The sequence below is a fragment of the Nocardia crassostreae genome, assembly GCF_001613405.1.
GTDB lineage: Bacteria > Actinomycetota > Actinomycetes > Mycobacteriales > Mycobacteriaceae > Nocardia > Nocardia crassostreae.
Window position 1 is genome coordinate 67,180 of sequence record NZ_BDCH01000011.1, and the last position, 25,391, is coordinate 92,570.

Genomic DNA, 25,391 nt, shown 5'->3' on the forward strand with positions numbered 1-25,391 from the left:
CGGTTCAGTCCAGTTCGAGGCGGGGCAGCTCCACCCGGCTCGATACGCCGAGTTTGCGGAAGGCCCGGGACAGATGGTGGCCCACCGTCTTCGGGCTGAGGAACAGCCGGGCCGCGATCTCCTTGTTGGTCGCGCCGGTCGCCGCCAGCCGCACCACCTGGAGCTCCTGCGGGCTCAGCGCGGCGGCCGGTTCGGACCGCTGCTCCGGCGCCGCGCCCGCGGCGCGCAGTTCCGCGCGCGCCCGGTCCGCCCACAACCGTGCACCCAGCCGCTCGAAGGTGGTGAGGGCCTCGCGCAGTTCGGCGCGGGCCTCGGCGGTGCGCCGCTCCCGGCGCAGGCATTCGCCGCACAGCAGGCCGGTGCGCGCCCGGTCGAACCAGCGATCCTGGCGGGCATGCGATTTCATGGCCCGCGCATAGGTTTCGGGATCATTGTCGAGCAGTGCCGTGGCCCGCAGCAGCAGCGCCTCGGCCCACGGCGCCCCCAGCGCGTCCGACCACAGCCGCAGCTCGGCCAGCGCCGCCCGGGCGCGGTCGGGTTCATTGCCGCGGACCGCGGCTTCCACCCGGTCCGCATAGGCGGTCAGCCACTGCGTGTGCCGGTCGGCGGCCGAATGATCCAGCGCCTCCAGATGTTCCAGCGCCGCGCCGTAGCGCCCGCGGCCCAGCTCCAGCATGCCGAGGGCCCAGCCGAAATAGCGTCGATGGACCAGGGTGTGCCCCGGCCGGGCGAGTCCGTCGCGGACCAGCCGCAGGCACCGCTCGTCATCGCCGCCGATCGCGGCCAGCATGGCCAGATTGGCCTCGGCGTGCATGATGCGCACCGGCTGATCGATATTCTCGGCCAGGCGGCGGCCCTCGGTGGAGAGGATCTCCGCCGCCCGGAAGCGGCCGCTCACGAATTCCACGGTACCCAGCCACAATTCGACCGCCGCCAGCAAACCCAGTCGCCCCCGGGTCCGGCAGTACTCCTCGAGTTCGGTGAGAATCTCCCGGGCGAGGTCCATATCGCCGAGGACCAGCGCCTGGGTGGCGACGATGAACCGCACGGCGGGTTCGCGATGCCGGAGATGTTCCGGCATGGTCACATTCCGCCGCAGCAGCGCGATGCCCGCGGCCGGATCGTCGGCGAACAAGGCCAGGATGGCTTCATAGATGCGCAGATAGGTATTGCGATCGGCGCTCGGCGGCAGATCGGCGAGCAGGGCGTGCGCGGCCCGGAAGGCGTCCACATCGCCGATGGCCCAGGCGATCCGGCCCGCGTCCAGCAGCAGGACGGCGGCCCGGTCCGGTTCCTCCGGCCCCGCCAGTCGCGCCGCGTCGAGCAGCAGCCGGTACGCCTCCTCCGGTGCGCCATTGTCCAGTTCGATCTGCGCGAGCACCGCGCAGGTGCGGGCGCAATACAGCCGTTCCGGGCCGAGTGGGCTGCCCTCGGCGATCAGGCGTTCGCCCAGCAGTCGGCCCGCGGTGGCCAGGCGCCCGGCGCGCGCGTATTGCCCGGCGGCAGCGGCATTCTCGATGGCGTGCATCAGGCGGCGGGCCTGTTCGGACCGATCCGGCGTGAGCTGGGCGGCGCGCTCCCAGGCGCTGGCGGCGGCGCCGTGGCCGGTCCGTTCGCCCGCCCGCTCGGCCGCGGATTCCAGTGCGGCCGCGACGGTTTCCTCGGGTGCGGTGGCCGCGGCGGCGCGATGCCAGGCGCGGCGGTCCGGATCGAAGAGCAGCGTGTACGCAATGGCGGTGTGCACGGCGCGGCGCTGGGCGTCGGTGGCGCTGCGATAGGCGGCGGCGCGCATGAGCGGATGCCGGAACCATACGGTCTGCCCCGAGACGCCGAGCATGCCGGTGGATTCCGCATGCGCCAGGGCCCGCGCATCGGAGCCGAGCGCGACCAGCACGCGCAGCGCCAGCCCCAGATCATTGCTCTCATCGGCGGCGGCCACCAGCAAGGCCAGGCGGGCCGCCTCGGGCAGGTCGGCGATATGGCCCCGATAACCTGACAGCAGCCGCTCCGGCAGATCCAGCGGGCCCACCGGCGGGGCGTCCAGATTCATGCCCGGCAGTTCCAGCAGGGCGAGCGGATTGCCAGCGGATTCGGCGATCACCCGATCCCGCATCTCGACCGGCAACCGCGGAACCCGCTCCGCCAGCAAGGCTTTCGCCTCGTCGGGTGCGAGCGGGGCGGGCTGCAACCGCGGCAGACCAGGCGCGTCGAACTCCGGGCGGCCCGCGAACACCATGACGATGCCCTCGTCGCCGAGGCGGCGCGCGGTGAACAGCAGGGCGTCCGTGGTCGGCTGGTCGAGCCACTGCGCGTCATCGACCAGACACAGTACCGGGCCCTCCGCCGAGAACTCCGACAGCAGTGACAGGGTGGCCAGGCCGATCAGGAACCGCTCGGCGGGCTCGACGGCCTGCTCCATACCGAGCGCACCGCACAGCGCCCGGCGCTGCGGTTCCGGCAGGACGGTCTCGAGGTGCAGCGCCGGGTCCAGCAACTGCCGCAGCCCGGCGAAGGGCAGTTCCGCCTGGCACTCCACACCCGCGCAGCGCAGCACCCGCCACTCGGAATCGGCCAGTTCCGCGGCGCGCTCCAGCAGCGCCGACTTCCCTTCACCCGCACCCGCGATGATCGCCAGCGCACCGCTGTCGCCCGCGGCGCCGCCGGACAACAGGCTGCTGATCCGCCGCTCTTCCTCCAACCGGCCGTACAGCATCGCTCGAACTTAGCGGCCCGGATCGGCGGCTCGAAAATCCCGATCGGCCCCCGCGCTCACGCCACCTCCGCGATCGCCAGCCGGGCCAGTTCCACGCGGCTCTTGACGCCCAGCTTCGGAAAGGCCCGATACAGGTGGTGTCCAACGGTTTTCGGACTCAGGCACAGTTGCGCGCCGATCTCGTTATTGGTCGCGCCCCGCGCCGCGAGCCGGACCACCTGGAGCTCCTGGGGTGTGAGCAGACTCATCGGGTCGGACGGTGCGGTTCCCGAGTGGCCGACGGCACCTCCGGCCGGAACGTTCGGTCCGGCCGGGGGGCCGGGCAGCCTGCGCGGATCACCGCCCGCCGCCCGCAGTTCGGCTCGCGCCCGCTCGGCCCAGGGCCGCGCGCCCAGACCGTCGAAGGCCGCCGCCGCCGATTCGAGCCGGGCGCGGGCATCCAGCTGACGGCGTTCGCGGCGCAGCCATTCGCCGTACAGCAGTTCGGTTCTGGCGTGATCGAAGCGGCGGTTGGCGGCGGCGTGCACCTTCAGCGCCTGCTCGAAGAGTTCGGCGTACCCGGCGAGCTGGGCCTCACAGCGCAGCAGCAGACCGCGCAGCCACGCCGAACCCGCGGCCTCGGCATAGCGGCGCAGGAAGTCCAGCGGTTCGGCCGCGCGCTCCGGTTCCCGCAGGCGGACCGCCGCTTCCACCCGATCCGCCAGCAGATGCGGCCACTGGCCGAGCGGCCGGTGCGGACTGTGGCCGAGCGCCTCGCCCCGATGGACGGAGGCCTCGTAGCGGCCGTGCGCGAGATCCAGGAGCAGCAGCGCCCATTCGCCGTGCGCGGCGTCGATGGTGTTGACATCCGGGCGGGAACGCCGCAACAACCGATCGGCCAGGGTCCGGCAGCGCTCCTCGTCACCGCGCAGCGCGGCCAGCACGGCGAGCACGGATTCGGCCTGCCGCACCCGATTCGGCTGCCCGGTGCCCTCGGCCATGCGCACCGCCTCCAGACAGCTCGCCTCCGCCTCCCGGAAATGGCCGAGCAGCAGCTGCATGGTCCCGAGCGAGGCGTGCACGGCGGGCAGGCGGGCCACCCGGCCGAGCTGCCCGCATTCGGCGGCCACCGCGGTCAGCAGATCGTGGGCGTCCTCGGTGTCACCGGCCAGCGCGCACAGCAGGGCCAGCGTGAAACGGGTCGCCGGATCCGCGGTGGCGCGGGTGGCGGCCACACCGTCGCGGATCATCCGCACCCCGGCCGTCAGATCCATGGCGAAGAGCCGATTGGGCCCCTCCACGGCCGCCAGCAGCGGGGCCCACGAATCATCCAGGGCCAGTGCGGACATGCGCGCGTGCGCCAGCTGCGCGCCCGCCAGATCGCCGACCGTCCACGCCGCGCGGGCGGCGTCCACGAGCACCGCGGCGGCGCGTTCGGGATCCTCCGGCGCGAGCTCCGCCGCGGTGGTCAGCCACAGGTCGTAGGCGGTGGTGAGGGCGCCGTTCTCGAAGGCGATGTGGGCGCGCAGATTTCGCAGCCGCGCCTGATCGGCGATATCGAGGGCGGTCGCATCGATGCGATCGGCCACGGCAATGGCCTGCTCCGGCCGCCCGGCGACGAACAGCGCGGCCGCGGCGCGAGTCAGGCGGCGGTCCTGGCGGAATCGGTCCGGGGTGAGCTGGGCGGCGCGCTCGATGGCGGACGCGGCCGCACCGTACGCGGCCCGGTGATAGGCGCGCTCGGCCGCGGCTTCCAGTGCGGCGGCGACATTTTCCTCCGGCACCGGGGTGGCCAGGGCCAGATGCCAGGCGCGGCGGTCCGGATCGTCGTGTTCGAGCGCGTCGGCAATGGCCGCGTGCGCGGCCAGCCGCTGGGTGAAGGAGGCGAGCTGATAGGCGGCGGCCCGCTTGAGCGGATGCCGGAAGGCCACCGTCTGCCCGGAAATCGTGATCATGCACGAGTCCACGGCCGCGGTCAGCGCCGCCTCGCCCAGCTCCAGGCGGGCCAGCGCCGCGCGCACCACCGCGAGTTTCCCGGTCTCCTCGGCGGCGGCGACCAGCAGCGCCCAGCGCGCCGAATCCGGTTGTGCGGCAATGTGCTCCGCATAACCGGTACGCAGACGATCCGGGATCGGGAGCGGGCCCGCCGGGCAGGATTCCAGATCCATGCGCGGCAATTCCACTACGGCCAGCGGATTTCCGGCCGCCGCGGCCAGCACCCGGTCGCGCACCTCCGGGGCCAGTTCCGGGAAACGGTCGTGCAGCAGCGCCCGCGAGTCCGCCGCGCTCAGCGGGGTGAGCCGCAGCTGCGGCACCGAAGGCGCGATCCGGCGCACATCCACGCCCGTCATCTCCGGGCGCGTGGCGAACAGCAGCACCGCCGCCTCCTCCCCGAGCCGATGCGCGGCGAAGCGCAGGGCATCGGCGGAGGGGCGGTCCAGCCATTGCGGGTCATCGATCAGGCACAGGGTCGAACCGGTCGCGGTGAGCTCGGCCAGCAGCGAGATCGTCGCCAGCCCCACCGTGAAGCGGTCGGCCGCGGTCGTGGCGGACATACCGAACGCGCCGCGCAACGCCTGCCGGTGCGATTCGGGCAGCGCGTCCACCCGATCCAGCACCGGCCGCAGCAGCGATTGTAGTCCGGCGAAGGGTAGTTCCGATTCCGATTCCACCCCGGCGCAACGCAGCACCTGACCCGGATTAGTCGTCAGCCTGGCGGCGGCGTCCAGCAGGGCCGTCTTGCCCTCCCCGGCGTCGCCGACCACCACCAGGGCCGCACTGCGCCCGCTCGCGGCGGCCTCGAGCAGGGCGCCGATCCGGCGCAGTTCCTCAGCTCGGCCGTACAGCATGAGCGCCAACGTGATTCAGACCGATCCGGGGCAGGGGCCGCACCGCTGTTCCGTTTCTCACATGTAGGCGATCGTCCGGGACCGGGTGTCACGTTTCATCGCTCTGAATTGTCTAAGGGTCAGCAGGTCTCCGCCTGCGCTCGAATCCGCAAGGAGGACGACGATGGCCTTGGCCGATGCCACCGATCAGAGGTATCACCTCGCCGCCGGTGTCAAACGATCCATCAACAAGGTCTTTCCGACGCACTGGTCTTTCCTGCTCGGGGAGATCGCGCTCTACAGCTTCATCATCCTGCTGCTGTCCGGGGTGTATCTGACGCTGTATTTCGACCCGTCCATGAGCGAGGTCGTCTATCAGGGCTCGTACCAGCCGCTGCGCGGGGTGACCATGTCGCGGGCCTACGAGACCGCGCTGAACATCTCCTTCGAGGTGCGCGGCGGCCTGTTCGTGCGGCAGGTGTACCATTGGGCGGCGCTCATGTTCGCCTGCTCGATCATCGTGCACATGCTGCGTGTCTTCTTCACCGGTGCGTTCCGCAAACCCCGCGAGGGCACCTGGGTGCTGGGCGCGCTACTGCTGATCCTGGCCATGTTCGAGGGGTTCTTCGGGTATTCGCTGCCCGATGATCTGCTCTCCGGCACCGGTCTGCGGGCGGCGTTCTCCGGTATCACCATGGGCATTCCGGTGATCGGCACCTGGCTGCACTGGCTCATGTTCGGCGGCGACTTCCCGGGCACCATCATCCTGCCGCGGCTCTACATCACGCACGTGCTGCTCTTCCCGGGCATCATGCTGGCCCTGATCGCGGCGCACATCGGGCTGGTCTGGTACCAGAAGCACACGCAGTTCCCCGGACCCGCGCGCACCGAGAAGAACGTGGTGGGCGCGCGCATCGTGCCGGTGTTCTCGCTCGATCAGGGCGCGTTCTTCGCGTTCACGCTCGGCACCATCGCACTCATGGGCGGGCTGTTCCAGATCAATCCGATCTGGAATCTCGGCCCCTACAACCCGTCCCAGGTCTCGGCGGGCTCGCAGCCGGACTTCTACATGATGTGGACCGACGGGCTGGCCCGGCTCATGCCGCCGTGGGAGCTCTACATCGGGAACTACACCGTGCCCGCCTCCACCTGGGTGGCGCTGCTCATGGGCCTGTTCCTGGTGATCATCGTGGTCTATCCGTGGATCGAGAAGCGGTTGAGTCGCGACACCGCGCACCACAATCTGCTACAGCGGCCGCGGGATGTGCCGGTGCGCACCGCGATCGGGGCCATGGCGCTCACGCTGTACGTGGTGCTCACGCTGGCCTGTGTCAACGACATCATCTCGCTGCAGTTCAATATCTCGCTCAATGCCACCACCTGGGGCTTCCGCATCGGGGCGCTGGTGCTGCCGCCGGTGGCCTACTTCCTGGCCTACCGGTTCTGCATCGGCCTGCAGCGCAGTGATCGCGCGGTGCTCGAGCACGGTATCGAGACCGGGATCATCAAGCGGCTGCCGCACGGCGAATACATCGAGGTGCATCAGTCGCTGGGACCGGTGGACGCGCACGGGCATCCGATTCCGCTCGAATACCAGGGGGGCGCCGGTGCCCAAGAAGATGAACCGGCTCGGATCGGCGGGCAAGCCCGGCGCGGGCAGCTTCCTGCGCGCCGATCCGGCGGGCGAGCGAGCAGCGCTGCGGGAGCAGCACCATCGCGAGGAACAGGCGCAGCTGGAGATGTTGCAGGCCAAGCAGGACAGCGGGAGCCAGGCGTGAGCAACTGGTTGCGGTGGGATCGGGGCGCGGCCGAATTCGGTCTGCTGGTCCCGGCCGCCACAGTGTTCGACGAACCGGCCGCGCGCACCGTCCGGCAGTTGCTGCACGCCTACGGGGTGCGCGCCACCACCGGGCGGGACCGGTCCCGGCGCTGGCGGCAGCGCCGGGACCGATTCCGCATTCTGGTCTTTCCCGAGGATGTTGTGCGGGCCTACGACGTGCTGTGTCGTCACACACGCTGAGCTCATCCGGCTATCGAACTCGTTTGCCGATGCGCGGCCCGGGGCCTAAGTTATCGCGTGTGCTGTACGGTCGTGCAAACGAAGTGCAGCAGATCGGATCCCTGCTCCGGGCCGCGCAACGGGGACGCAGCGGCGCCTTGGCCATTACCGCCGAGGCGGGCGAAGGCAAGTCCGCCCTGCTGCTGTCCGCCGAGGAACACGCCGGAAACGGCTGGCGGGTGCTGCGGTGTTCCGGGGTCGAGAGCGAATCCGAGCTGCCCCTCGCGGGTCTGCATCAACTGCTGAGCTCGGCGCTGGATCGGCTCGACGCCCTGCCCGCACCGCAATACGGTGCGCTCGGCGGCGCCCTGGGCCTGTGCGCCAGCGATGGCGCCGACCGCTTCCTCATCGGCGTCGCCACCCTCACCCTGCTCGCCGAACTCTCCGCGGACGGGCCCGTGCTCTGTCTCATCAACGATGCGCAATGGCTGGACCGGCCCTCCGCCGACGCCCTCCGTTTCGCGGCCCGTCGGCTCGGGGCCGAAGGCATCGTCATGCTCTTCGCCGCGCGCAAGGGCTTCGAGCACGGCGGGCTGCCCGGGATGCGGCTGACGCCGCTGGACAGCGCCGCCGCCACCGCCCTGCTGGCCGAACGCTGGCCCGGCCTCACCCCGGACCAGCGCGAACGAGTGCTCGCCGAGGCCGCCGGGAACCCGCTGGCGCTGCTGGAATTCCCCAGCATGAACCCGGAATCCTCACCGGCCGAACCACTGCCGCTGCCGCTGCCGCTGCCGCTGCGGCTGCGCAGCGGCTACGAACGCCGGATCGCCGAACAATCCGAACCCGCCCGCATGGCCATGCTGGTGGTGGCGGCCGAGGAGACCGGCGACCTCGGCATCGCGCTGCGGGTGCTGCACCGGCTCGGTCACACCGCCGAGGCGCTCGCCGCGGCCGAGCAGTCGGGCATGGTGGTGATCACCGGTCAGACGGTGACCTTCCGGCATCCGCTGCGGCGCTCCGCCGCCTATCACGGGGCCACCTTCACCCAGCGGCACGCGGTGCACGCGGCGCTGGCCGCGGTGCTCGCCGACGATCCGGCGCGCAGCGCCTGGCATCTCGCCGCCGCCACCACCGAACCCGACGAAACCGTCGCCGCCGCACTGGAAGCGGCCGCCCAGCAGGCGCGCGAACGCACCGGGCACGCCTCGGCCGCCGCCGCGCTGGAGCGCGCCGCCCTGCTCACCCCCGATCCGGTGGCGCGCGCCCGCCGCCTGGTGTCCGCGGTGGAAACCGCGTCCGAGGCCGGGCACACCGGCCGCGCCCTGCGCTTGGCCGAAGCGGCCGAACAGCTTTCGCTCGGACCGGTGGAACGGGCCCGGGTCACCGGGACCAGGGTCCTGATCGAATTCGAGTACGGGTCGCTACGCAAAGCGCATCAGCTCATGCTCGAGGCGGCCGCGCATGTCACCGAGATCGAACCCGCACGCGCCGCGCAGCTGTTGATCGAGGCGGGCCGGATCGCGTGGACCAGCGGGGATCTCGGCAGCGTGCGGTTGACCTTCGAACAGCTGCGGGGGCTGCGCACCGACGATGCGATCGCACCGCTGCTGCCCGCGCTGCGCGGTCCGCTCGACCTGTGGGACGGCCACCTGGCCGACGGCATCGCCACCATCCGGACCACCGTGCAGTTCAGTCGTTTCGTACCGCTCGAAATGATCTCGCTACGCCTGGGTCTCGCCCTGCACTCCGCCCTCATCGGCAATATGGTGATCGCGCGCGACGGCTTGAACGAACTGGCCGACCTCGTGTGCGAGCGGGGCATGATCGGCTGGGTGCCCGCCATTACCGCCACCCTGGCCACCGCCGAATTCATCCTGGGCCGCCATCGCGAAGCGAAGGTCATCGCCACCCAGAACGTGCGCATCGCCGCCGATATCGGCCAGCCCAATCGGGTGGCCGGGTCCGAAGCGGTGCTGGCCCTCATCGCGGCGGTGCAGGGCGACGAGGTGCGCTGCCGGGAACTGGCCGAACGCAATCTCGCCCACGCGCCCGGCGATTACAACGCCATCGACGTGACGCACTGCGAATGGGCCCTGGCGCTACTGGATCTGGGGCTGGGCCGCCATGAACGCGCCCTGGATCGGCTCGACATGCTGTACCGGGGGCCCGCCCAGGCGCGCGGTCACTGGATCGACCTGCTCTCGGATCTGGTGGAGGCCGCCGTCCGGGCGCGCCGCCCGGAGCGCGCCGCCACCGCCATGGCCGAAATCGAGGAATGGGCTGCCGCACTGGGCAATCCGTGGGCGCAGGGCCTTCTGCTCCGCTGCCGGGGACAGGTGCGCGGTGACGGCGATCTGCTCGCCCGCGCCCTGACCGCACATGCCGCCGCCGACCGTTGGTACGACCACGCCCGCACCGCCCTGGCCTACGGCGAACTGCTGCGCCGGGAACGGCGCACCACCGAAGCCCGCGTGCAGCTGCGCAAGGCCCTGGAAACCTTCGACCGCCTCGGCGCGCACCCCTGGGCGGAGCGCGCCCGCGTCGAACTCCGCGCGGCGGGTGAAGGCGTCGTCCCCGAACCCGAAACCGATGTGGCCGCCCGCCTCACCCCCCAGGAACTCCAGGTGGTCCGCCTGGCCGCCAGCGGCGCCACCAACAAGGAGATCGCCGCCCAACTCTTCCTGAGCCCCAAAACCGTTGGCCACCACCTGTATCGCGCATTCCCCAAACTGGGCGTGAGCAACCGCGTGGAACTGGCCCGGCTCAGTCTCGCCTGAGCAGCCCTGCCGCACCCGCTGTTTCGGCCCGGCGGTATCGGGTAATCGGGTGGGACCGGAGTGCCTCGGAGGGGGAGACATGGCTCATTCGGTGGCAATATCGCGGCAGACAGACCTTTTCCGATTGTCACGGATCTGGGCTCGCACCTACGGCGCGCTCCTGAGCGTCACCGCGGCGCTCACGCTGGGCCTGATCGCGGCAATGGTCTACGGCTCCGAGAGTCCGTGGTGGTTCCACGTATTCGCCGCGCCGGCACTACGTGCGGGTGCGATCCACCGCGCCGTACTTCACCCACCCGTCCTCGCCCCCGGTGCCCCGGTTCACCGGGCGGACCGAGGTGCAAGCGCAGAACGAGCTGTCCGCGTTCGACTTTCAGGCCATCGGCTGGCCCTGGGCGGTGCTGCTCAGCATTGCGGCGGTCGTCGTCGCGATTGTCATGCAGTACCGGGTGCGCATACCGCGCACCGTGCTGCGCGGCTGGGCGCTGCTGCTCGGGAGCGCCATTTTCGCACCCGCGCTGATCGTCACGATGGAAAGCCTGAGTTTCCATGCCCGGCGCGGCGAGCACGCCGGGATCGTGTCGATCTGGTTCGGGCCCGGCTGGGGCGCCACGATCGGCGCCGCCGGGCTGTCCCTGGTGCTGGTGGTGGCCGGGCTGTGGGCGGTGCGCCGCGACGCCCGGCCGGTCAGCGCTGCTGCCGATACCAGCGGATGAGGGCGTCGGTGGACGAATCCGATTGGGGGGCGGGATCTTCCGTCGAGGTCAGCAGGGGTTCCAGGGCCAGGGCCTGCTGTTTGCCGAGTTCGACGCCCCACTGGTCGAAGCTGTCGATGCCCCAGATCGAGCCCTCGGTGAAGACGATGTGCTCGTAGAGGGCGATGAGCTGGCCCAGGACGGAGGGGGTGAGCTGGGGGGCGAGGATGGTGGTGGAGGGGCGGTTGCCGGGCATCACCTTGTGGGGGACCCGGGTTGGGGCGGTGCCCTCGGCGGCGATCTCCTCGGCGGTCTTGCCGAAGGCGAGGACCTTCGTCTGGGCGAAGAGATTGCTCATGAGGATGTCGTGCATGCTGCCGGTGCCGTCGAGGGTGGGCAGATCGTCGGTGGGGCGGGCGAATCCGATGAAATCGGCGGGGACCAGGACCGTGCCCTGATGCAGGAGCTGGTAGAAGGCGTGCTGGCCATTGGTGCCGGGCTCGCCCCAGAAGATCTCGCCGGTGGTGGTGGTCACCGGAGTGCCGTCGGCGCGAACGGATTTGCCGTTGGACTCCATGGTCAGCTGCTGCAGGTAGGCCGGAAAACGGGCCAGGTCATTGGAATACGGCAGCACCGCGCGGGACTGGGCGCCGAAGAAATTCGAGTACCAGACGCCGAGCAGGCCGAGCAGGGCCGGACCGTTTTCCGGCAGCGGCGCGGATCGGAAATGTTCGTCCACCCGGTGCATTCCGTCGAGGAACTCGGCGAAGCGCTGCTTGCCGATGACGGCCATGACCGACAGGCCGATGGCCGAGTCCACCGAGTAGCGGCCGCCGACCCAATCCCAGAAGCCGAACATATTGGCCGTGTCGATACCGAAGGCCGCGACCCGCTGCGCGTGCGTGGAGACCGCGACGAAATGCTTGGCGACGGCGTCCTCACCGAGCGCCGCCACCAGCCAGCGGCGCACCGCCGTCGCATTGGTGAGCGTCTCGAGGGTGGAGAAGGTCTTGGAGGCGACAATGAACAGCGTGGTCGCCGGGTCCAGGCCGTGCAGCGTCGAAACCAGGTCCGCCGGATCGACATTCGAGACGAAGCGGGCGGAGATCCCGGCATCGGCATAGTGCCGCAGGGCCAGATACACCATGGCCGGGCCCAGATCCGAGCCGCCGATGCCGATGTTCACCACCGTGGTGATGCGCTCGCCGGTCGCACCGCGCCACTGTCCGGAGCGCAGCGCGTCGGTGAACTCGCCCATGCGGTCGAGGACCTCGTGCACCTGCGCGCCCGCGTCCACCCCGTCCACCATGACCTGCTGCCCGGCGGGCATGCGCAGCGCCACATGCTCGACCGCGCGATCCTCGGAGGTATTGATGTGCGCACCCGCGAACATCGCGTCGCGATGTTGCTCGACGCCCGCGGTATGCGCCAATTCGACCAGCAGATCCAGGGTTTCGCGGGTCACCCGGTGCTTGGAGTAGTCGATGCGCAGATCCGCCACCCGGACGGTCAGCTCGTGCCCGCGCTCCGGATCCTCGGCGAAGAATTCCCGCAGGTGGCGCCCGGCAATGGACGCATGATGGTCGTGCAGTTTCCGCCAGGCCGCCGATGCGGTGATGTCGCTGCTCACGTCCGCCGAGGTTACAACCCCCGGCGGCGACCCGCAGGTAACAACCGGTACTTCACGGCAAGCCCGCACCGGCCCGCCGGATTCGTCCGGACCACCGAAACGCTCGGACCAGTGGCCTAGGCTGGATCACATGGTGTCCGAAACCGAACTACTCGAGTCCATTCCCACACAACTCTGGATCGGCGGACCGGTGGACGCCGCGGGCGGCGCCACCTTCCCGGTGCACAATCCAGCCACCGGCGAGGTCATCGCGAATGTCGCCGACGCCACCCCCGCCGACGCCGTGCGCGCCCTCGACGCGGCCGTGGCCGTCCAGGCCGAGTGGGCCGCGACTCCGGCCCGGCAGCGCGGGGAGATCCTGCGCGCGGTCTTCGAGGCGATCACCGCGCGCGCCGAGGAATTCGCCCTGCTGATGACCCTGGAAATGGGCAAGGCATTGCCGGAGTCGCGCAACGAGGTTCGCTACGGCGCGGAGTTCTTCCGCTGGTTCAGCGAGGAGGCCACCCGAATCCACGGCCGCTATCAGCCCGCCCCCGCGGGCACCGGCCGCATCCTGGTGCACAAACAGCCGGTCGGCCCGTGCCTGGCCATCACCCCGTGGAACTTCCCCCTCGCCATGGGCACCCGCAAGATCGGGCCCGCCCTGGCGGCGGGCTGCACCATGATCGTGAAACCGGCGGGGGAGACCCCGCTGACCATGCTGCTGCTGGCCCAGCTGTGCAGTGCGGCCGGTCTGCCCGACGGTGTGCTGTCGGTCATCACCACCAGCCGCTCCGGCGCGGTGACCGCCCCGCTGCTCACCGATCCGCGGCTGCGCAAGCTCACCTTCACCGGCTCCACCCCGGTCGGCAAGAAGCTGGTGGAATCCGCCGCGCACGGATTGCTGCGCACCTCCATGGAATTGGGCGGCAACGCCCCCTTCGTCGTCTTCGACGACGCCGATATCGACGCCGCCGTCCAGGGCGCCGTGCTGGCCAAGCTGCGCAATGGCGGCGAAGCCTGCACCGCCGCCAACCGCTTCCACGTCCAGAACTCGGTGCGCGCCGAGTTCACCGACAAACTCGTCGCCGCCATGGCCGAGTACAAGCTCGGCGCGGGCGCCGACCCGGCGACCACCCTGGGCCCGCTCATCAACGAGAACCAGCTCGACACCGTCAGCGAACTGGTCGACGACGCCGTCGCCGCGGGCGCCCAGGTGAAACTCGGCGGCAAGGCCCCCTGCGGTCCCGGCTGGTTCTACCCCGCCACCGTCCTCACCGATATCCCGCCCCGCGCCCGCATCCTGCGCGAGGAGGTCTTCGGCCCGGTCGCCCCCATTGTCGGCTTCGATACCGAGGAACAGGGCCTGGCTGCCGCCAACGACACCGAATTCGGCCTGGTCGCATACGTTTTCACCAAGAACCTGGACCGCGCCTTGCGTGTGGCCGAGGGCCTGGAAACCGGCATGGTCGGCATCAACCGCGGCGTCATCTCCGACCCGGCCGCCCCCTTCGGCGGCGTCAAACAATCCGGCTTCGGCCGCGAAGGCGGCTTCGAGGGCATCGAGGAGTACCTCAACACCAAATACATCGCCCTGCCCTGAGCGGAGATGTGAAGAACCGCCCCGGGGGTAATGAACACCCGGGGCGGCCTCTGGAAAGCAGCCCCCGCTCGCACGAGAACCGCGTGGTTCGTGTCGCCTAGTGGCCGAGACGCCCGCGGCCGAGGCGGAGCAGCAGCATGGCGAGGGTGTGGCCCTCCTGACCCAGCTCGCTGAAGCGCTCCAGCACCTTCATCTCGCGAGAGTGCACCAGCTTCGGGCCGCCATTGGCCATGCGCGTGCGGCCGATGATGCGGGAAACCTCGGTGCGGCGTTTGATGGCGGCCAGGATCTCGGCGTCGAGCTTGTCGATTTCCTTGCGCAGCTTGTCGATCTCGACCTCGGAAGGCAGCGCGGTATCCGTGGGCAGGGCCGTCTCCGCAGGCACTGCAGCGTCCGATTCCAAGGCGGAGTCCGACCCGGTGGCAGGTTCGGATTGTCCCGTCGCAGAGATGCTCATACTTTCAACTCCTCGTGGTCCAGAACGTGGATCGGCCGACGGTACCGACCCGTTACCGATCGGTTCTTCACCAAGAATCTGACCTGTTCGGTCTACATTGTCTCCCCGAATGCGCGCTGCCCGTGAAACGTTTAGCAACAGCGCCGATCATGTGGCCAGTGTGCCACGAGTGGTGAGCCAAGCAAAACGAGTTCGTTTGTGAATCTCCTGAGTTTCCGTCCGCCATGTTCACCGCGCGTTCGCTCCACCGGCACTAATCGGACACCTGAGCCGCCGGGCTTCATGCCTGTCGGTGTCCGCCGGTAGCGTGGATGGGCGATGAACACGACGGTGGAGCAGGTGGAGCAGAAGACCGAGCAATTGCTCGAGGGGTTGAACCCGCAACAGCGCGCCGCGGTGGTGCACACCGGGTCTCCGCTACTGATCGTGGCGGGCGCCGGATCAGGCAAAACAGCCGTGTTGACCCGGCGCATCGCCTACCTGCTCGCGGCCCGCGGCGTGCGCCCCGGCGAAATCCTGGCGATCACCTTCACCAATAAGGCAGCCGCCGAGATGCGCGAGCGCGTCTCCGGTCTGGTCGGCCCGCGCGCGGCCGGAATGTGGGTGTCCACCTTCCACTCCAGCTGCGTGCGAATCCTGCGAACCCAGGCCGGACTGGTGGCCGGGCTCAACTCCAACTTCTCCATCTACGACGCCGACGACTCGCGCCGCCTGCTGGCCATGATCAGCCGCGATTTCGACATCGACGCCAAGAAGTACACGCCGCGCCTGCTGGCCACCGCCATCTCCAACCTCAAGAACGAGCTCATCGATCCCGAGCAGGCCGCCGCCGACGCCGAGACCGAGGACACCGAACTGCCGCGGCTGGTGGCCAAGGTCTACGACGAGTACCAACGTCGGCTGCGCGCCGCCAATGCCTTCGACTTCGACGATCTCATCGGCGAGACGGTGGCGCTGCTGCAACGGCATCCGCAGGTGGCCGAGTATTACCGGCGGCGCTTCCGGCACGTCCTGGTCGACGAATACCAGGACACCAACCACGTGCAGTACATCCTGGTGCGCGAGCTGGTCGGGCATCACCGCGGCGCCGCCTGGGGCGAGGACGACATCCCGGTCGCCGCCGACGACCGGGTACCGCCCAGCGAGCTGTGCGTGGTGGGTGACGCCGATCAGTCAATCTACGCCTTCCGCGGCGCGACCATCCGCAATATCGAGGAGTTCGAGCGCGACTTCCCGGATGCGGAAACCATTCTGCTGGAACAGAACTACCGCTCCACCCAGCACATCCTGACCGCCGCCAACGCGGTCATCTCGCGCAATGAGGGCCGCCGCGAGAAGAAGCTGTGGACCGATTCCGGCGACGGCGATCTGATCGTCGGCTACGTCGCGGACAACGAGCACGACGAGGCCTCCTTCGTCGCCCGCGAAATCGACAAACTGGTCGACCACGGCGACGCCAACTACAACGACGTCGCCGTCTTCTACCGCACCAACAACAACTCCCGGGCGCTGGAAGAGATCTTCATCCGCATGGGCCTGCCCTACAAGGTGGTCGGCGGCGTCCGCTTCCACGAGCGCAAGGAAGTCCGCGATATCGTGGCCTACCTGCGCGTCCTGGAGAATCCGGACGATGCGGTGAGCCTGCGCCGGGTCCTCAACACCCCCCGCCGCGGCATCGGCGACCGCGCCGAGGCCTGCGTCGCCGTGCACGCCGAACAGCGCAATATCGGCTTCGCACAGGCCCTTCGCGATGCCGCCGACGGCAAGGTCGCCCTGCTCAATACCCGTGCCCAGCGCGCCATCGCCGGTTTCCTCGACCTGCTCGGCGAGATCCGCGCCGCGGGCGCACAGGACGATGTGGACTTCCCGGATGTCGGCACCGTGGTGGAGGCCGTCCTCGACCGCACCGGCTACCGCGCCGAACTCGAGGCCTCCGACGATCCCCAGGACGGCGCGCGCCTGGACAACCTCAATGAGTTGGTCAGCGTCGCCCGCGAATTCAGCTCCGAGGCCCGCAACAATGTCGAGGCCGCCCGTGCCGAGGGCCTGCTGCCCGAACCGGCCGAGGGCGAACCCGATCCCGGTTCCCTCGCCGCCTTCCTCGAACGCGTATCCCTCGTCGCCGACACCGACCAGATTCCGGACGAGGGCTCCGGCGTGGTCACCCTCATGACCCTGCACACCGCCAAGGGCCTGGAATTCCCGGTCGTCTTCGTCACCGGCTGGGAGGACGGCCAGTTCCCGCATATGCGCGCCCTGGGCGACCCCACCGAACTCGCCGAGGAACGCCGCCTGGCCTATGTGGGCATCACCCGGGCGCGCAAGCGTCTGTACCTGACCCGGGCCGTGGTGCGTTCGGGCTGGGGGCAGCCGGTATCGAATCCGGAATCCCGGTTCTTGCAAGAGATTCCGGCTCACCTCCTGGATTGGCGGCGGCTCGAGCCCGCACCGTCGCAGAGCGGTCGCGGTATGCGCCGTCGCGGCGAGGACGAAGGCTTCGAACGGGATTGGACGCGCGGCGACGGCTGGGCCGAACAGCGGCCCGGAATGCGCGGCGAACGCCGCCCCGCGCCCGCCGCGAGCGGTGCGGCGGGTAAACGGAACAACAGCGGTCTGGTGCTGGCGGTGGGCGATCGGGTCAGTGATGACAAATACGGTCTCGGCCGGGTCGTCGCCGCGGAGGGATTCGGCGCGCTGGCAACGGTGACAATCGATTTCGGCACCGCGGGCAAGATTCGGCTCATCCCGCAGTACAGCCGTACCCTCATAAAACTGTAAGGGCATTATGAGCCATTTATTAGGATCTGACCTGCATGGATGTGATCCGCGTCCCGGTGAGGCAACTCACTGTTTCCGGTGCCGCGGATCATTGGAATGTATTTCCGGTACCGGCGAAGTGCGTCTTTACGAAATGTCTACGGCCCCTTTCGGATAGCCGACCCATGGAAATTACGTACCGGACATCCGGATAGGTGTCGAAAATTCCGCGGTGCTGTTCTAGATTCTGGATCGCGCCGTATTCAGCGTCGATCGGTGCATTCGAAATTCGCATTTCCGAATACACGGAGCGACTGCCATGGGCACTTCCACCGTTATCGGTTCCAGCACAACCCCCTCGCCGCGGCTCGGGGTTGGAACGCTACAGCGACTCCCGCGGACCGTCACCCGCCCTGCCTACACGCCACAGGGCCTGGGCACCGGCATCGTGCATCTGGGCTGCGGCGCCTTCCACCGGGCGCATCAGGCCCTGATCACCCAGCACGCCATGGCCGCCACCGGGGACCGGCGCTGGGGCATCGCCGCCGTCGCCATGTCCCGCCCCGATATCGTCACCGCGCTGCGCGCGCAGGACAACCTGTACACCACCCTGCTGCGCGACAGCTCCGGCGTGCGCGCCGAGGTCGTCGGCGCCATTACCGCGGCCGTGCACGCGCCCTCGGATCGCCTCGGGGTGACGCGGCGGATAGCCGATCCGCGCGTGCGCCTGGTCACGCTGACCGTCACCACCGGCGGCTACTGCGTCTCACCCGTCACCGGGCAGTTGGACGTGAGCAGCGATCCGGTACGACACGATCTGCGCTGCGCGGCGAACCCGTGCACCGCCATCGGCATGCTGGTGGGCGGGTTGCAGGCGGTGCGCCGCCGCGGCGGCGCACCGCCCGTAGTCATCAGCTGCGACAACCTCTCCGGCAACGGCCGCCAATTGCGCGGTGCGGTCCTGGGTTTCGCGGCCATGCGGGACGACCGGCTGGTGGACTGGATCGCGCGCAATGTGCAATTCCCGTGCAGTGTGGTGGATCGCATCGTGGCCTCCGCCGGTCCGGCCGACGAGGAGGTGACGCGCGGCTGGCTCGGCGGCCTCGACGATCGCGCACCGGTCTCGGCCGAGCCCTTCCTGACCTGGACCATCGAGGATTTCACCGGGGAGCGCCCGCGCTGGGAACTGGCCGGTGCGCGCTTCGTCGGCGATGTCACCGACTACGAACTGGCGAAACTGCGGCTGCTCAACGGCACCCATATGCTGCTCGCCTACTTGGGCGCCCTCGCCGGGCACGAGACCGTCGCCGCGGCCGGGGCGGATCCGATGATGGCCGCCCTGGCCCGCCAGTTCATGCTGTACGAGCAGGGCTCGACCCTGAACCTGCCGGGCCACGAATTGCGCCGCACCGTGGACGAACTGCTGCGCCGGTTCCGCAATCCGGCCATCCGCCACGAGATGCGCCGGGTGGGCCGCAATGGCTCGGAGAAGATGACGGCGCGCGTCACCGACGCCATGCGGGAGAACCTCGCGACCGGTCGGCCGATACCGGGCGCGGTGCTGCTGATCGCGTCGTGGATCCGCTGGTTCGAGCTGTGAGGCAGCGGCAATCCGGTCTCGGAGGTGATCGATCCGCGCGCCGAGGCGCTCGCGGGCCTGGCCGCCATCGCCGATCCGCACCTGCGGGCCCGGGCCTTTCTTGCCCGCACCGATATCTTCGGTGAGCTGCCGCAGCGGGATCGGATCCAGCGCGAGGTGGGCGATGCACTGGCCGAACTGGCCCGCGATAACGTCGTCGATGTGATCGAGCGACGACTGTTCCGCACCGAAATCGGGCGCGCCGCATGACCGCGCCCGGCCGGACCGACCCGCCCGTGCGCGCGGTCGTCTTCGATATGGACGGGCTACTGCTCGACTCCGAACGCCTGGCCGTCGAATCGCTGCTCGCCTCCGGCGCCGGGATCGGCTACGAGCTCTCGGACGAGTTCTGCCACAGCCTCATCGGCATGCCCGCCGACCGCTGTCGCGAACTGGCCGCCGCCGCCCACGGTCCCGACTTCCCGCTCGACGAGTTCTTCCGGCGGCACGAGGCCACCATTGCCGAGCTGGTCGACGCGGGCCGCCTCACCACCAAACCCGGTGTCGCCGAACTGCTCGACGAACTCGACCGCCGCGGCATCCCGCGCGCCATCGCCACCTCCTCCGGTCGCGACCGCGCCCGCCACCGCCTGCGGGCGGCCGGACTCGCCGACCGCTTCCACGCCATCGTGACCCGGCAGGACGTCACCCGCGGCAAACCGCATCCCGAGCCCTGCCTGACCGCGACCGCGGCCCTGGGCGCGCTGCCGGAATACACACTGGCCTGCGAGGATTCACCCAATGGGCTGCGTGCCGCCCATGCCGCGGGCCTGCGCTGCGTCCTGATCCCCGATCTGGTTCCCCCGACGCCCGAGACCCGGCGGCTCGCCCATCGCGTGTACCCGGATCTGTTGCATGTCATCGGCTATATCGCCACGGTGAACGGCCCGGCGACCGTGAGCCCGGGTGCCGGGCGCGCGTAATCGACCGCGCCGCGGCGGATTACCGAGAAATCTACGATTCAGTCGCGCTGCGGCCCGAGGCCGATGCCGCGGGAGGCCAGCCACGGAATCGGGTCGATCTTGTCGACGCCATTGAGCCACACCTCGAAATGGCAGTGCGGGCCGGTGGAGAAGCCGCGGTTGCCGACCGTGGCGATCTGGTCACCGGCCATGACGCGCTGGCCCTGGGACACCGTGGCGGTGTCGATGTGGCCGTAGATGGTCACGGTGCCGTCGTCGTGCAGCAGGCGGACCCACATACCGAAACCCGAAGCCGGACCGGACTCGAGCACCGTGCCGTCGGCCACCGCGTAGATCGGGGTGCCGATGGGCGCGGCCACGTCGATACCGGTGTGCTGCACGCCCCAGCGAATGCCGTAGCCGGAGGTGAAGTTTCCGGATGCGAACTTCGCGAACAGCGGGCGCAGCTTCGCGGCTTCCTGGGCGGCCAAGTCCGCGGCGTACTGCTGGCCCTTGCGGAGGATGCCGTTGAACTGATTGATGTCAACGGGGGCGGACACATTCAGGACCTGCGGGGAGCCCTCGGGGGCCGCCTCGGCGAGTCCGATGGTCTCGGCTCCCGCGGCGATATCGCGCACCTGGGCCGCGGCCTGGAAGTCGACATTGTCATTGTGCGGAGTGGTGGTGGTCTCCATACCGGTCTGTCCCGCGGCCACCACCGCGCCCGCGGCCACCGCCACGACGGCGGCGCGGCCCTTGAGCGAGGCCGGGGGAGCCGGGAGGCGATGCGCCCCACCGGCGCGGCGACGGCCGCCGGAGCGGGTCGCGCGCGGTTCGTCGTCCGAATCCGCTGCGGGCGCGGCGCGATCGATGGGGGCGCCGTCACCGGCGAAGTCGAGCCGCTCGCCCGAGGCGGTGCGGAAGCTGTAGGCCGGGCGGTACTGATCCGACGGGGTCGGGTCGGCGGTCGGATCCCAGTTGGTGCGGGACTGACCGGCCCAGTCGTCCGGATTGGGGACGGCCCAGCCATTGGTGGTGGCGGTGGGCTCGAAATCGGCGGGCGCGGAGTTCCATTCGGAATTCGACGCGTCCCAGCCGGATTCGGCATTGTCGTCCCAGGAGGACTGCTCGTGTTCGTTCCAGGCGGCCCGACCGTCCCAGGCGGGGGCGTTCTCCCACCCGTGCCGGTCCTCCCAACCGGGTTGGGCGCCCGCCCATTCCGACTGCGGTTCGACGGGGGCCTGCCACTGCTGGGCGTTTCTCCAGTCGTCCTGGTGCCAGTTGTCCCCGGCGTCCCAGGATCGCGCCGCGCCCCACTCGCCGTGGGCGACCTGGGCGCTGGCCTGGGGGGCCTCGAAAGAGGTGGCGCCGCCGTAGTTCTCGGATTCCTCGCGGTATCGGTGGCCGTGTTTGGCGCGATGGCGGGAGGGGAAGGGACCGTCGCTCATCGGAGTCGATCCTGGCGGTGGAGCTGGGCCGACGCATCCTCTACGGAGCGGCTCTTCACCTGCGGAGCGCTGTGCTGCGTCAAGCCTGCCGTCCTCCTGTCGTGACCGGGTTGTGACATCGACCGCATCGACGGTAACGAAACGATTGCGGGTCAGCAAGCGATGGGCATGGTTCGGCGCAAACGTATGACATTCATCACGTTCTGCTCCGCGATAGCCTCACTGTGCTCCGGGTAACCAAGTGAGGCTTTTCCGCGATAACATGTAGTAGTTCCCATCACTCGCGGGGGTTCGTGTTCTCTACCTGGCGCGCGGTCAACAAGCTACCGGCGAGTAGGTTCTGCCAGGCGTTTTGACGCCGCAGAGACAGTACCGTGACCTGTGCCACTTAGGCTGTATGCGGCTGATTTCGGCTCCATGTGACTGATTAGAGTCCGATCGACCCGCCTCCGACGACGGGCCGCCAACACAGACGTTGTCACAACAACGCAGACGAGACGGTGAGTACATGGATCTCTTCGAATATCAGGCGAAGGAACTCTTCGTGAAGCACGGAGTGCCTTCGTCGGAGGGCCGGGTCACCGGCACGGCCGAGGACGCGCGTGCCATCGCGGAAGAAATCGGCAAGCCGGTGATGATCAAGTCGCAGGTCAAGGTCGGTGGCCGCGGCAAGGCCGGTGGCGTGAAGTACGCCGCCACCCCCGAGGACGCCTTCACCCACGCCCAGAACATCCTGGGCCTGGACATCAAGGGCCACGTCACCAAGAAGATCCTGGTCGCCGAGGCCAAGTACATCGCGGAGGAGTACTACATCTCCTTCCTGCTGGACCGCTCCAACCGCACCTACCTGGCCATGTGCTCGGTCGAAGGCGGTATGGAGATCGAGGAAGTCGCCGCCACCAAGCCGGAGCGGCTGGCCAAGGTCGCCGTCGATGCCGTCAAGGGCGTCGATCTGGCCTTCGCCCGTTCCATTGCCGAGCAGGGCCACCTGCCCGCCGAGGTGCTCGACGCCGCGGCCGTGACCATCCAGAAGCTGTGGGAGGTGTTCGTCAAGGAGGACGCCACCCTGGTGGAGGTCAACCCGCTGGTTCGCACCCCCAACGACGAGATCCTGGCCCTCGACGGCAAGGTCACCCTGGACGAGAACGCCGAGTTCCGCCACGCCGACCACGCGGAGTTCGCGGATATCGACGCGACCGATCCGCTGGAGCTCAAGGCCAAGCAGAACGACCTCAACTACGTGAAGCTCGACGGCGAGGTCGGCATCATCGGCAATGGCGCCGGTCTCGTCATGTCGACCCTGGACGTCGTCGCCTACGCCGGTGAGAACCACGGCGGCGTCAAGCCCGCCAACTTCCTCGACATCGGCGGCGGCGCGTCCGCCGAGGTGATGGCCGCGGGTCTGGATGTCATCCTGGGCGACGCCCAGGTCAAGAGCGTGTTCGTGAACGTCTTCGGCGGCATCACCGCCTGTGACGCGGTCGCGAACGGCATTGTGAAGGCGCTGGAAATGCTTGGCGACGAGGCCAACAAGCCGCTGGTCGTCCGTCTGGACGGCAATAAGGTCGAAGAGGGCCGCAAGATCCTCGTCGACGCCAACCACCCGCTGGTGACTCTCGCTCAGACCATGGACGAAGGCGCCGACAAGGCCGCTGAGCTGGCTGCGGCCAAGTAAGGACACGAACCAACATGTCTATCTTCCTGAACAAGGACAACAAGGTCATCGTCCAGGGCATCACCGGTGGCGAGGGCACCAAGCACACCGCGCTGATGCTGAAGGCGGGCACCAATGTGGTCGGCGGCGTGAACGCGCGCAAGGCGGGCACCACCGTCAAGCACGTCGACGCCGACGGCAACGACATCGAGCTGCCGGTGTTCGCGTCGGTCGCCGAGGCCATGGAGAAGACCGGGGCCGACACCTCGATCGCCTTTGTGCCCCCGGCCTTCTCGAAGGACGCCATCATCGAGGCCATCGACGCGGAGATCCCGCTGCTCGTGGTCATCACCGAGGGCATCCCGGTGCAGGACACCGCCTACGCGTGGGCCTACAACGTGGACAAGGGCAACAAGACCCGCATCATCGGCCCGAACTGCCCCGGCATCATCACCCCGGGTGAGTCGCTGGTGGGCATCACCCCGGCCAACATCACCGGCAAGGGCCCGGTCGGCCTGGTCTCCAAGTCCGGCACCCTGACCTACCAGATGATGTACGAGCTGCGGGACTTCGGTTTCTCCACCGCCATCGGCATCGGCGGCGACCCGGTCATCGGCACCACCCACATCGACGCCATCGAGGCGTTCGAGAAGGATCCCGAGACCAAGCTCATCGTCATGATCGGCGAGATCGGCGGCGACGCCGAGGAGCGGGCCGCGGCCTACATCCAGGCCAATGTCACCAAGCCGGTCGTCGGCTACGTCGCGGGCTTCACCGCCCCCGAGGGCAAGACCATGGGCCACGCGGGCGCCATCGTCTCCGGCTCGGCCGGTACCGCCCAGGCCAAGAAGGACGCCCTCGAGGCCGCGGGCGTGAAGGTCGGCAAGACCCCGTCCGAGACCGCCGCCCTGGCGCGCGAGATCCTCGAGAAGGCCAGCATCAGCGCTTGATGGTTCTCGTGCCCCGCTGCCTGACGGCAGCGGGGCACAGGACAAGGAGTGGGGAGGTTCGGCCCCGCGGGGCCTCAACGGGCACAGCCCAAAGGTTCAGCCGGGCGCAGCCCTAAGGGGGTTCGGGGGCTTAGCCCCCGCTCCTCCTACCCACATGAATGCAGACCGCCTGCCGAATCCGGCAGGCGGTCTTCGCTTTTCGCGCGGGAGTGTGTCGGGTTGCACATGAGATCGGGGGTTAGGGGAACTCCCGCTGGGTACACGCCCCTTGACGTTTGCGCTGCTGGGCGTATCGCTCGGCGGATATCCGGGTATTGCGTTCCGGCGTCGGTCGGTGGTACATCGTGACCCCGGCCGTCCGGTGCAGTAGCGTCGTGGGAGTTCGTGAACGACTCGATAGGAGACGACGACATGTCATACCCGACCGGGGGCTCGGGCTCGGGATACAACTCGCCCGCGCCGCAGCCCTCCTCCGGACCCGGCTACGGCGCTGCGCCCGCGGGCGGTCCCGCTGCCGGGTCGAGCACGACGGCTGCGGCGGGCAAGGGCCTGCCCTACTTCCTCACCGTGGGCGTGGCCGCCCTCGGTGTCCTCAACTTCCTGCTGGGCTTCGCTCCGGCCAAGGGCAGCTCGGATATCGACCTGAGCTTCAACCTGTTCGAGTCCGTGCCGGCGCTGCCCGCCTTCCTGCTGTTCGCGGGTCTGCTCGCGGGCCTGTCGCTGCTGCCCAAGCAGGACTGGGTCGGTGCGGCGGCCGCCGCCTCGGTGTCGGCGTTCCTGGCGGTGCTGTTCTACTCGTTCGCCGGTGAGCTCGACAACGAGTGGGGCGCCTGGGTCATTCTGTTCCTGTCGTTCGTGCTGGCCGTGCTGGCGGTGCTGTTCGAGACCGGCATCATCAAGCCCCCGGCCCCGAAGCCCGCTGCGCCGCAGGGCGGTTTTGGCCAGCAGCCGTTCAGCTCGACCGGTCCGCAGGGCTACCAGCAGCAGGGCTACGGCCAGCAGGGTGGCTTCCAGGCATTCGGCCAGCCGGGTCAGCAGGCCGGGCAGCCGTCCTACGGGCAGCAGGGTGGTTTCGGCCAGCCGCCGTCCTACGGTCAGCAGCAGCCCGCCGGGAACGATGCCGCGACCCAGCACTTCGGCGCCGCGCCGCGCCAGGCGCCGCAGCCGTTCGGCGGCGAGCATAACGCCGATCCGTCGGCGGACGCCACCCGCGCGTTCCGTCCGGGCCAGGACGACGCCAGCAAGTAGTCCGAGCGGGACTGCGGATCGAAATGCCAACGGCCCCCGGGTTTCGCACCCGGGGGCCGTTCCCATTGCCGCGCCCGGTGCGGCCGCCGCTGTTCCCGGTGTGCGGCCCGGCCCGGCGCGCCTGACCCTCTGG

General features: G+C 69.4%; 16 protein-coding genes and 1 pseudogene. 12 read left to right on the forward strand and 5 right to left on the reverse strand.

Translation table 11 applies throughout. The features are described 5' to 3' along the window. Window positions 1–4: 4 nt before the first annotated feature. Together NC4_RS05835 and NC4_RS05840 are read right to left on the reverse strand one after the other, a co-directional pair. Window positions 5–2,713, reverse strand: a complete 2,709-nt coding sequence (locus tag NC4_RS05835; protein WP_067533389.1) for a helix-turn-helix transcriptional regulator — start codon at window positions 2,711–2,713, stop codon at window positions 5–7. Window positions 2,714–2,769: 56 nt separating this feature from the next. After that, complete coding sequence (locus NC4_RS05840; RefSeq protein ID WP_067533840.1) at window positions 2,770–5,541, reverse strand: AAA family ATPase; 2,772 nt, start codon at window positions 5,539–5,541, stop codon at window positions 2,770–2,772. Window positions 5,542–5,704: 163 nt separating this feature from the next. Between NC4_RS05840 and qcrB the strand changes: the two are divergent. The 4 genes and pseudogenes from qcrB to NC4_RS05860 all read left to right on the forward strand — a co-directional run bounded on the left by qcrB (window position 5,705) and on the right by NC4_RS05860 (window position 11,012). Next, a pseudogene (qcrB, locus tag NC4_RS05845) lies at window positions 5,705–7,298 on the forward strand (cytochrome bc1 complex cytochrome b subunit). Then, window positions 7,295–7,540 carry a hypothetical protein gene (locus NC4_RS05850; protein ID WP_067533393.1) on the forward strand — a complete coding sequence of 82 codons (246 nt, stop codon included), beginning with the start codon at window positions 7,295–7,297 and terminating at the stop codon, window positions 7,538–7,540. The pseudogene qcrB and the gene NC4_RS05850 overlap by 4 nt, the downstream one beginning before the upstream one ends. Window positions 7,541–7,599: 59 nt before the next feature. Then, window positions 7,600–10,296 carry a helix-turn-helix transcriptional regulator gene (locus NC4_RS05855; protein WP_169814730.1) on the forward strand — a complete coding sequence of 899 codons (2,697 nt, stop codon included), beginning with the start codon at window positions 7,600–7,602 and terminating at the stop codon, window positions 10,294–10,296. Between the two features lie 266 nt (window positions 10,297–10,562). Further along, window positions 10,563–11,012 carry a hypothetical protein gene (locus tag NC4_RS05860; protein WP_067533399.1) on the forward strand — a complete coding sequence of 150 codons (450 nt, stop codon included), beginning with the start codon at window positions 10,563–10,565 and terminating at the stop codon, window positions 11,010–11,012. On the opposite strand, the gene pgi is transcribed toward NC4_RS05860, so the two are convergent. Further along, window positions 10,984–12,621: a glucose-6-phosphate isomerase gene (gene pgi / locus NC4_RS05865; protein ID WP_067533402.1), complete on the reverse strand. Its 1,638-nt coding sequence runs from the start codon at window positions 12,619–12,621 to the stop codon at window positions 10,984–10,986. The genes NC4_RS05860 and pgi overlap by 29 nt on opposite strands. Before the next feature lie 130 nt (window positions 12,622–12,751). Between pgi and NC4_RS05870 the strand changes: the two genes are divergently transcribed. Next, on the forward strand, window positions 12,752–14,203 hold the full coding sequence (locus NC4_RS05870; RefSeq protein ID WP_067533405.1) for an NAD-dependent succinate-semialdehyde dehydrogenase: 1,452 nt from the start codon (window positions 12,752–12,754) through the stop codon (window positions 14,201–14,203). Between the two features lie 97 nt (window positions 14,204–14,300). Here the strand turns inward: NC4_RS05870 and NC4_RS05875 are convergent, their stop codons facing one another. After that, complete coding sequence (locus tag NC4_RS05875) at window positions 14,301–14,660, reverse strand: chorismate mutase (RefSeq protein WP_084528559.1); 360 nt, start codon at window positions 14,658–14,660, stop codon at window positions 14,301–14,303. A 318-nt stretch (window positions 14,661–14,978) separates the two neighbouring features. Here NC4_RS05875 and pcrA point away from each other — a divergent pair, with 318 nt between their 5' ends. The 4 genes from pcrA to NC4_RS05895 all read left to right on the forward strand — a co-directional run bounded on the left by pcrA (window position 14,979) and on the right by NC4_RS05895 (window position 19,979). Further along, window positions 14,979–17,438: a DNA helicase PcrA gene (gene pcrA / locus NC4_RS05880; RefSeq protein WP_067533411.1), complete on the forward strand. Its 2,460-nt coding sequence runs from the start codon at window positions 14,979–14,981 to the stop codon at window positions 17,436–17,438. Between the two features lie 298 nt (window positions 17,439–17,736). Next, window positions 17,737–19,017, forward strand: a complete 1,281-nt coding sequence (locus tag NC4_RS05885; RefSeq protein WP_067533414.1) for a mannitol dehydrogenase family protein — start codon at window positions 17,737–17,739, stop codon at window positions 19,015–19,017. Window positions 19,018–19,041: 24 nt separating this feature from the next. Then, window positions 19,042–19,266, forward strand: coding sequence for a hypothetical protein (locus NC4_RS05890; protein ID WP_067533417.1), 225 nt, complete (start codon window positions 19,042–19,044; stop codon window positions 19,264–19,266). Then, complete coding sequence (locus tag NC4_RS05895; protein WP_067533419.1) at window positions 19,263–19,979, forward strand: HAD family hydrolase; 717 nt, start codon at window positions 19,263–19,265, stop codon at window positions 19,977–19,979. Before NC4_RS05890 ends, NC4_RS05895 begins: the two co-directional genes overlap by 4 nt. Before the next feature lie 38 nt (window positions 19,980–20,017). Here the strand turns inward: NC4_RS05895 and NC4_RS45065 are convergent, their stop codons facing one another. Further along, window positions 20,018–21,406: a M23 family metallopeptidase gene (locus NC4_RS45065; protein WP_157554320.1), complete on the reverse strand. Its 1,389-nt coding sequence runs from the start codon at window positions 21,404–21,406 to the stop codon at window positions 20,018–20,020. 508 nt (window positions 21,407–21,914) lie between these two features. Between NC4_RS45065 and sucC the strand changes: the two genes are divergently transcribed. The 3 genes from sucC to NC4_RS43835 all read left to right on the forward strand — a co-directional run bounded on the left by sucC (window position 21,915) and on the right by NC4_RS43835 (window position 25,258). Next, window positions 21,915–23,081, forward strand: coding sequence for an ADP-forming succinate--CoA ligase subunit beta (gene sucC, locus NC4_RS05905; RefSeq protein ID WP_067533422.1), 1,167 nt, complete (start codon window positions 21,915–21,917; stop codon window positions 23,079–23,081). A gap of 14 nt (window positions 23,082–23,095) precedes the next feature. Beyond that, window positions 23,096–24,010, forward strand: coding sequence for a succinate--CoA ligase subunit alpha (gene sucD / locus NC4_RS05910; RefSeq protein WP_067533426.1), 915 nt, complete (start codon window positions 23,096–23,098; stop codon window positions 24,008–24,010). A gap of 411 nt (window positions 24,011–24,421) precedes the next feature. Continuing rightward, a complete protein-coding gene (locus tag NC4_RS43835; protein WP_067533428.1) occupies window positions 24,422–25,258 on the forward strand; it encodes a DUF5336 domain-containing protein in 837 nt (278 codons plus the stop codon). Window positions 25,259–25,391: the final 133 nt, after the last annotated feature.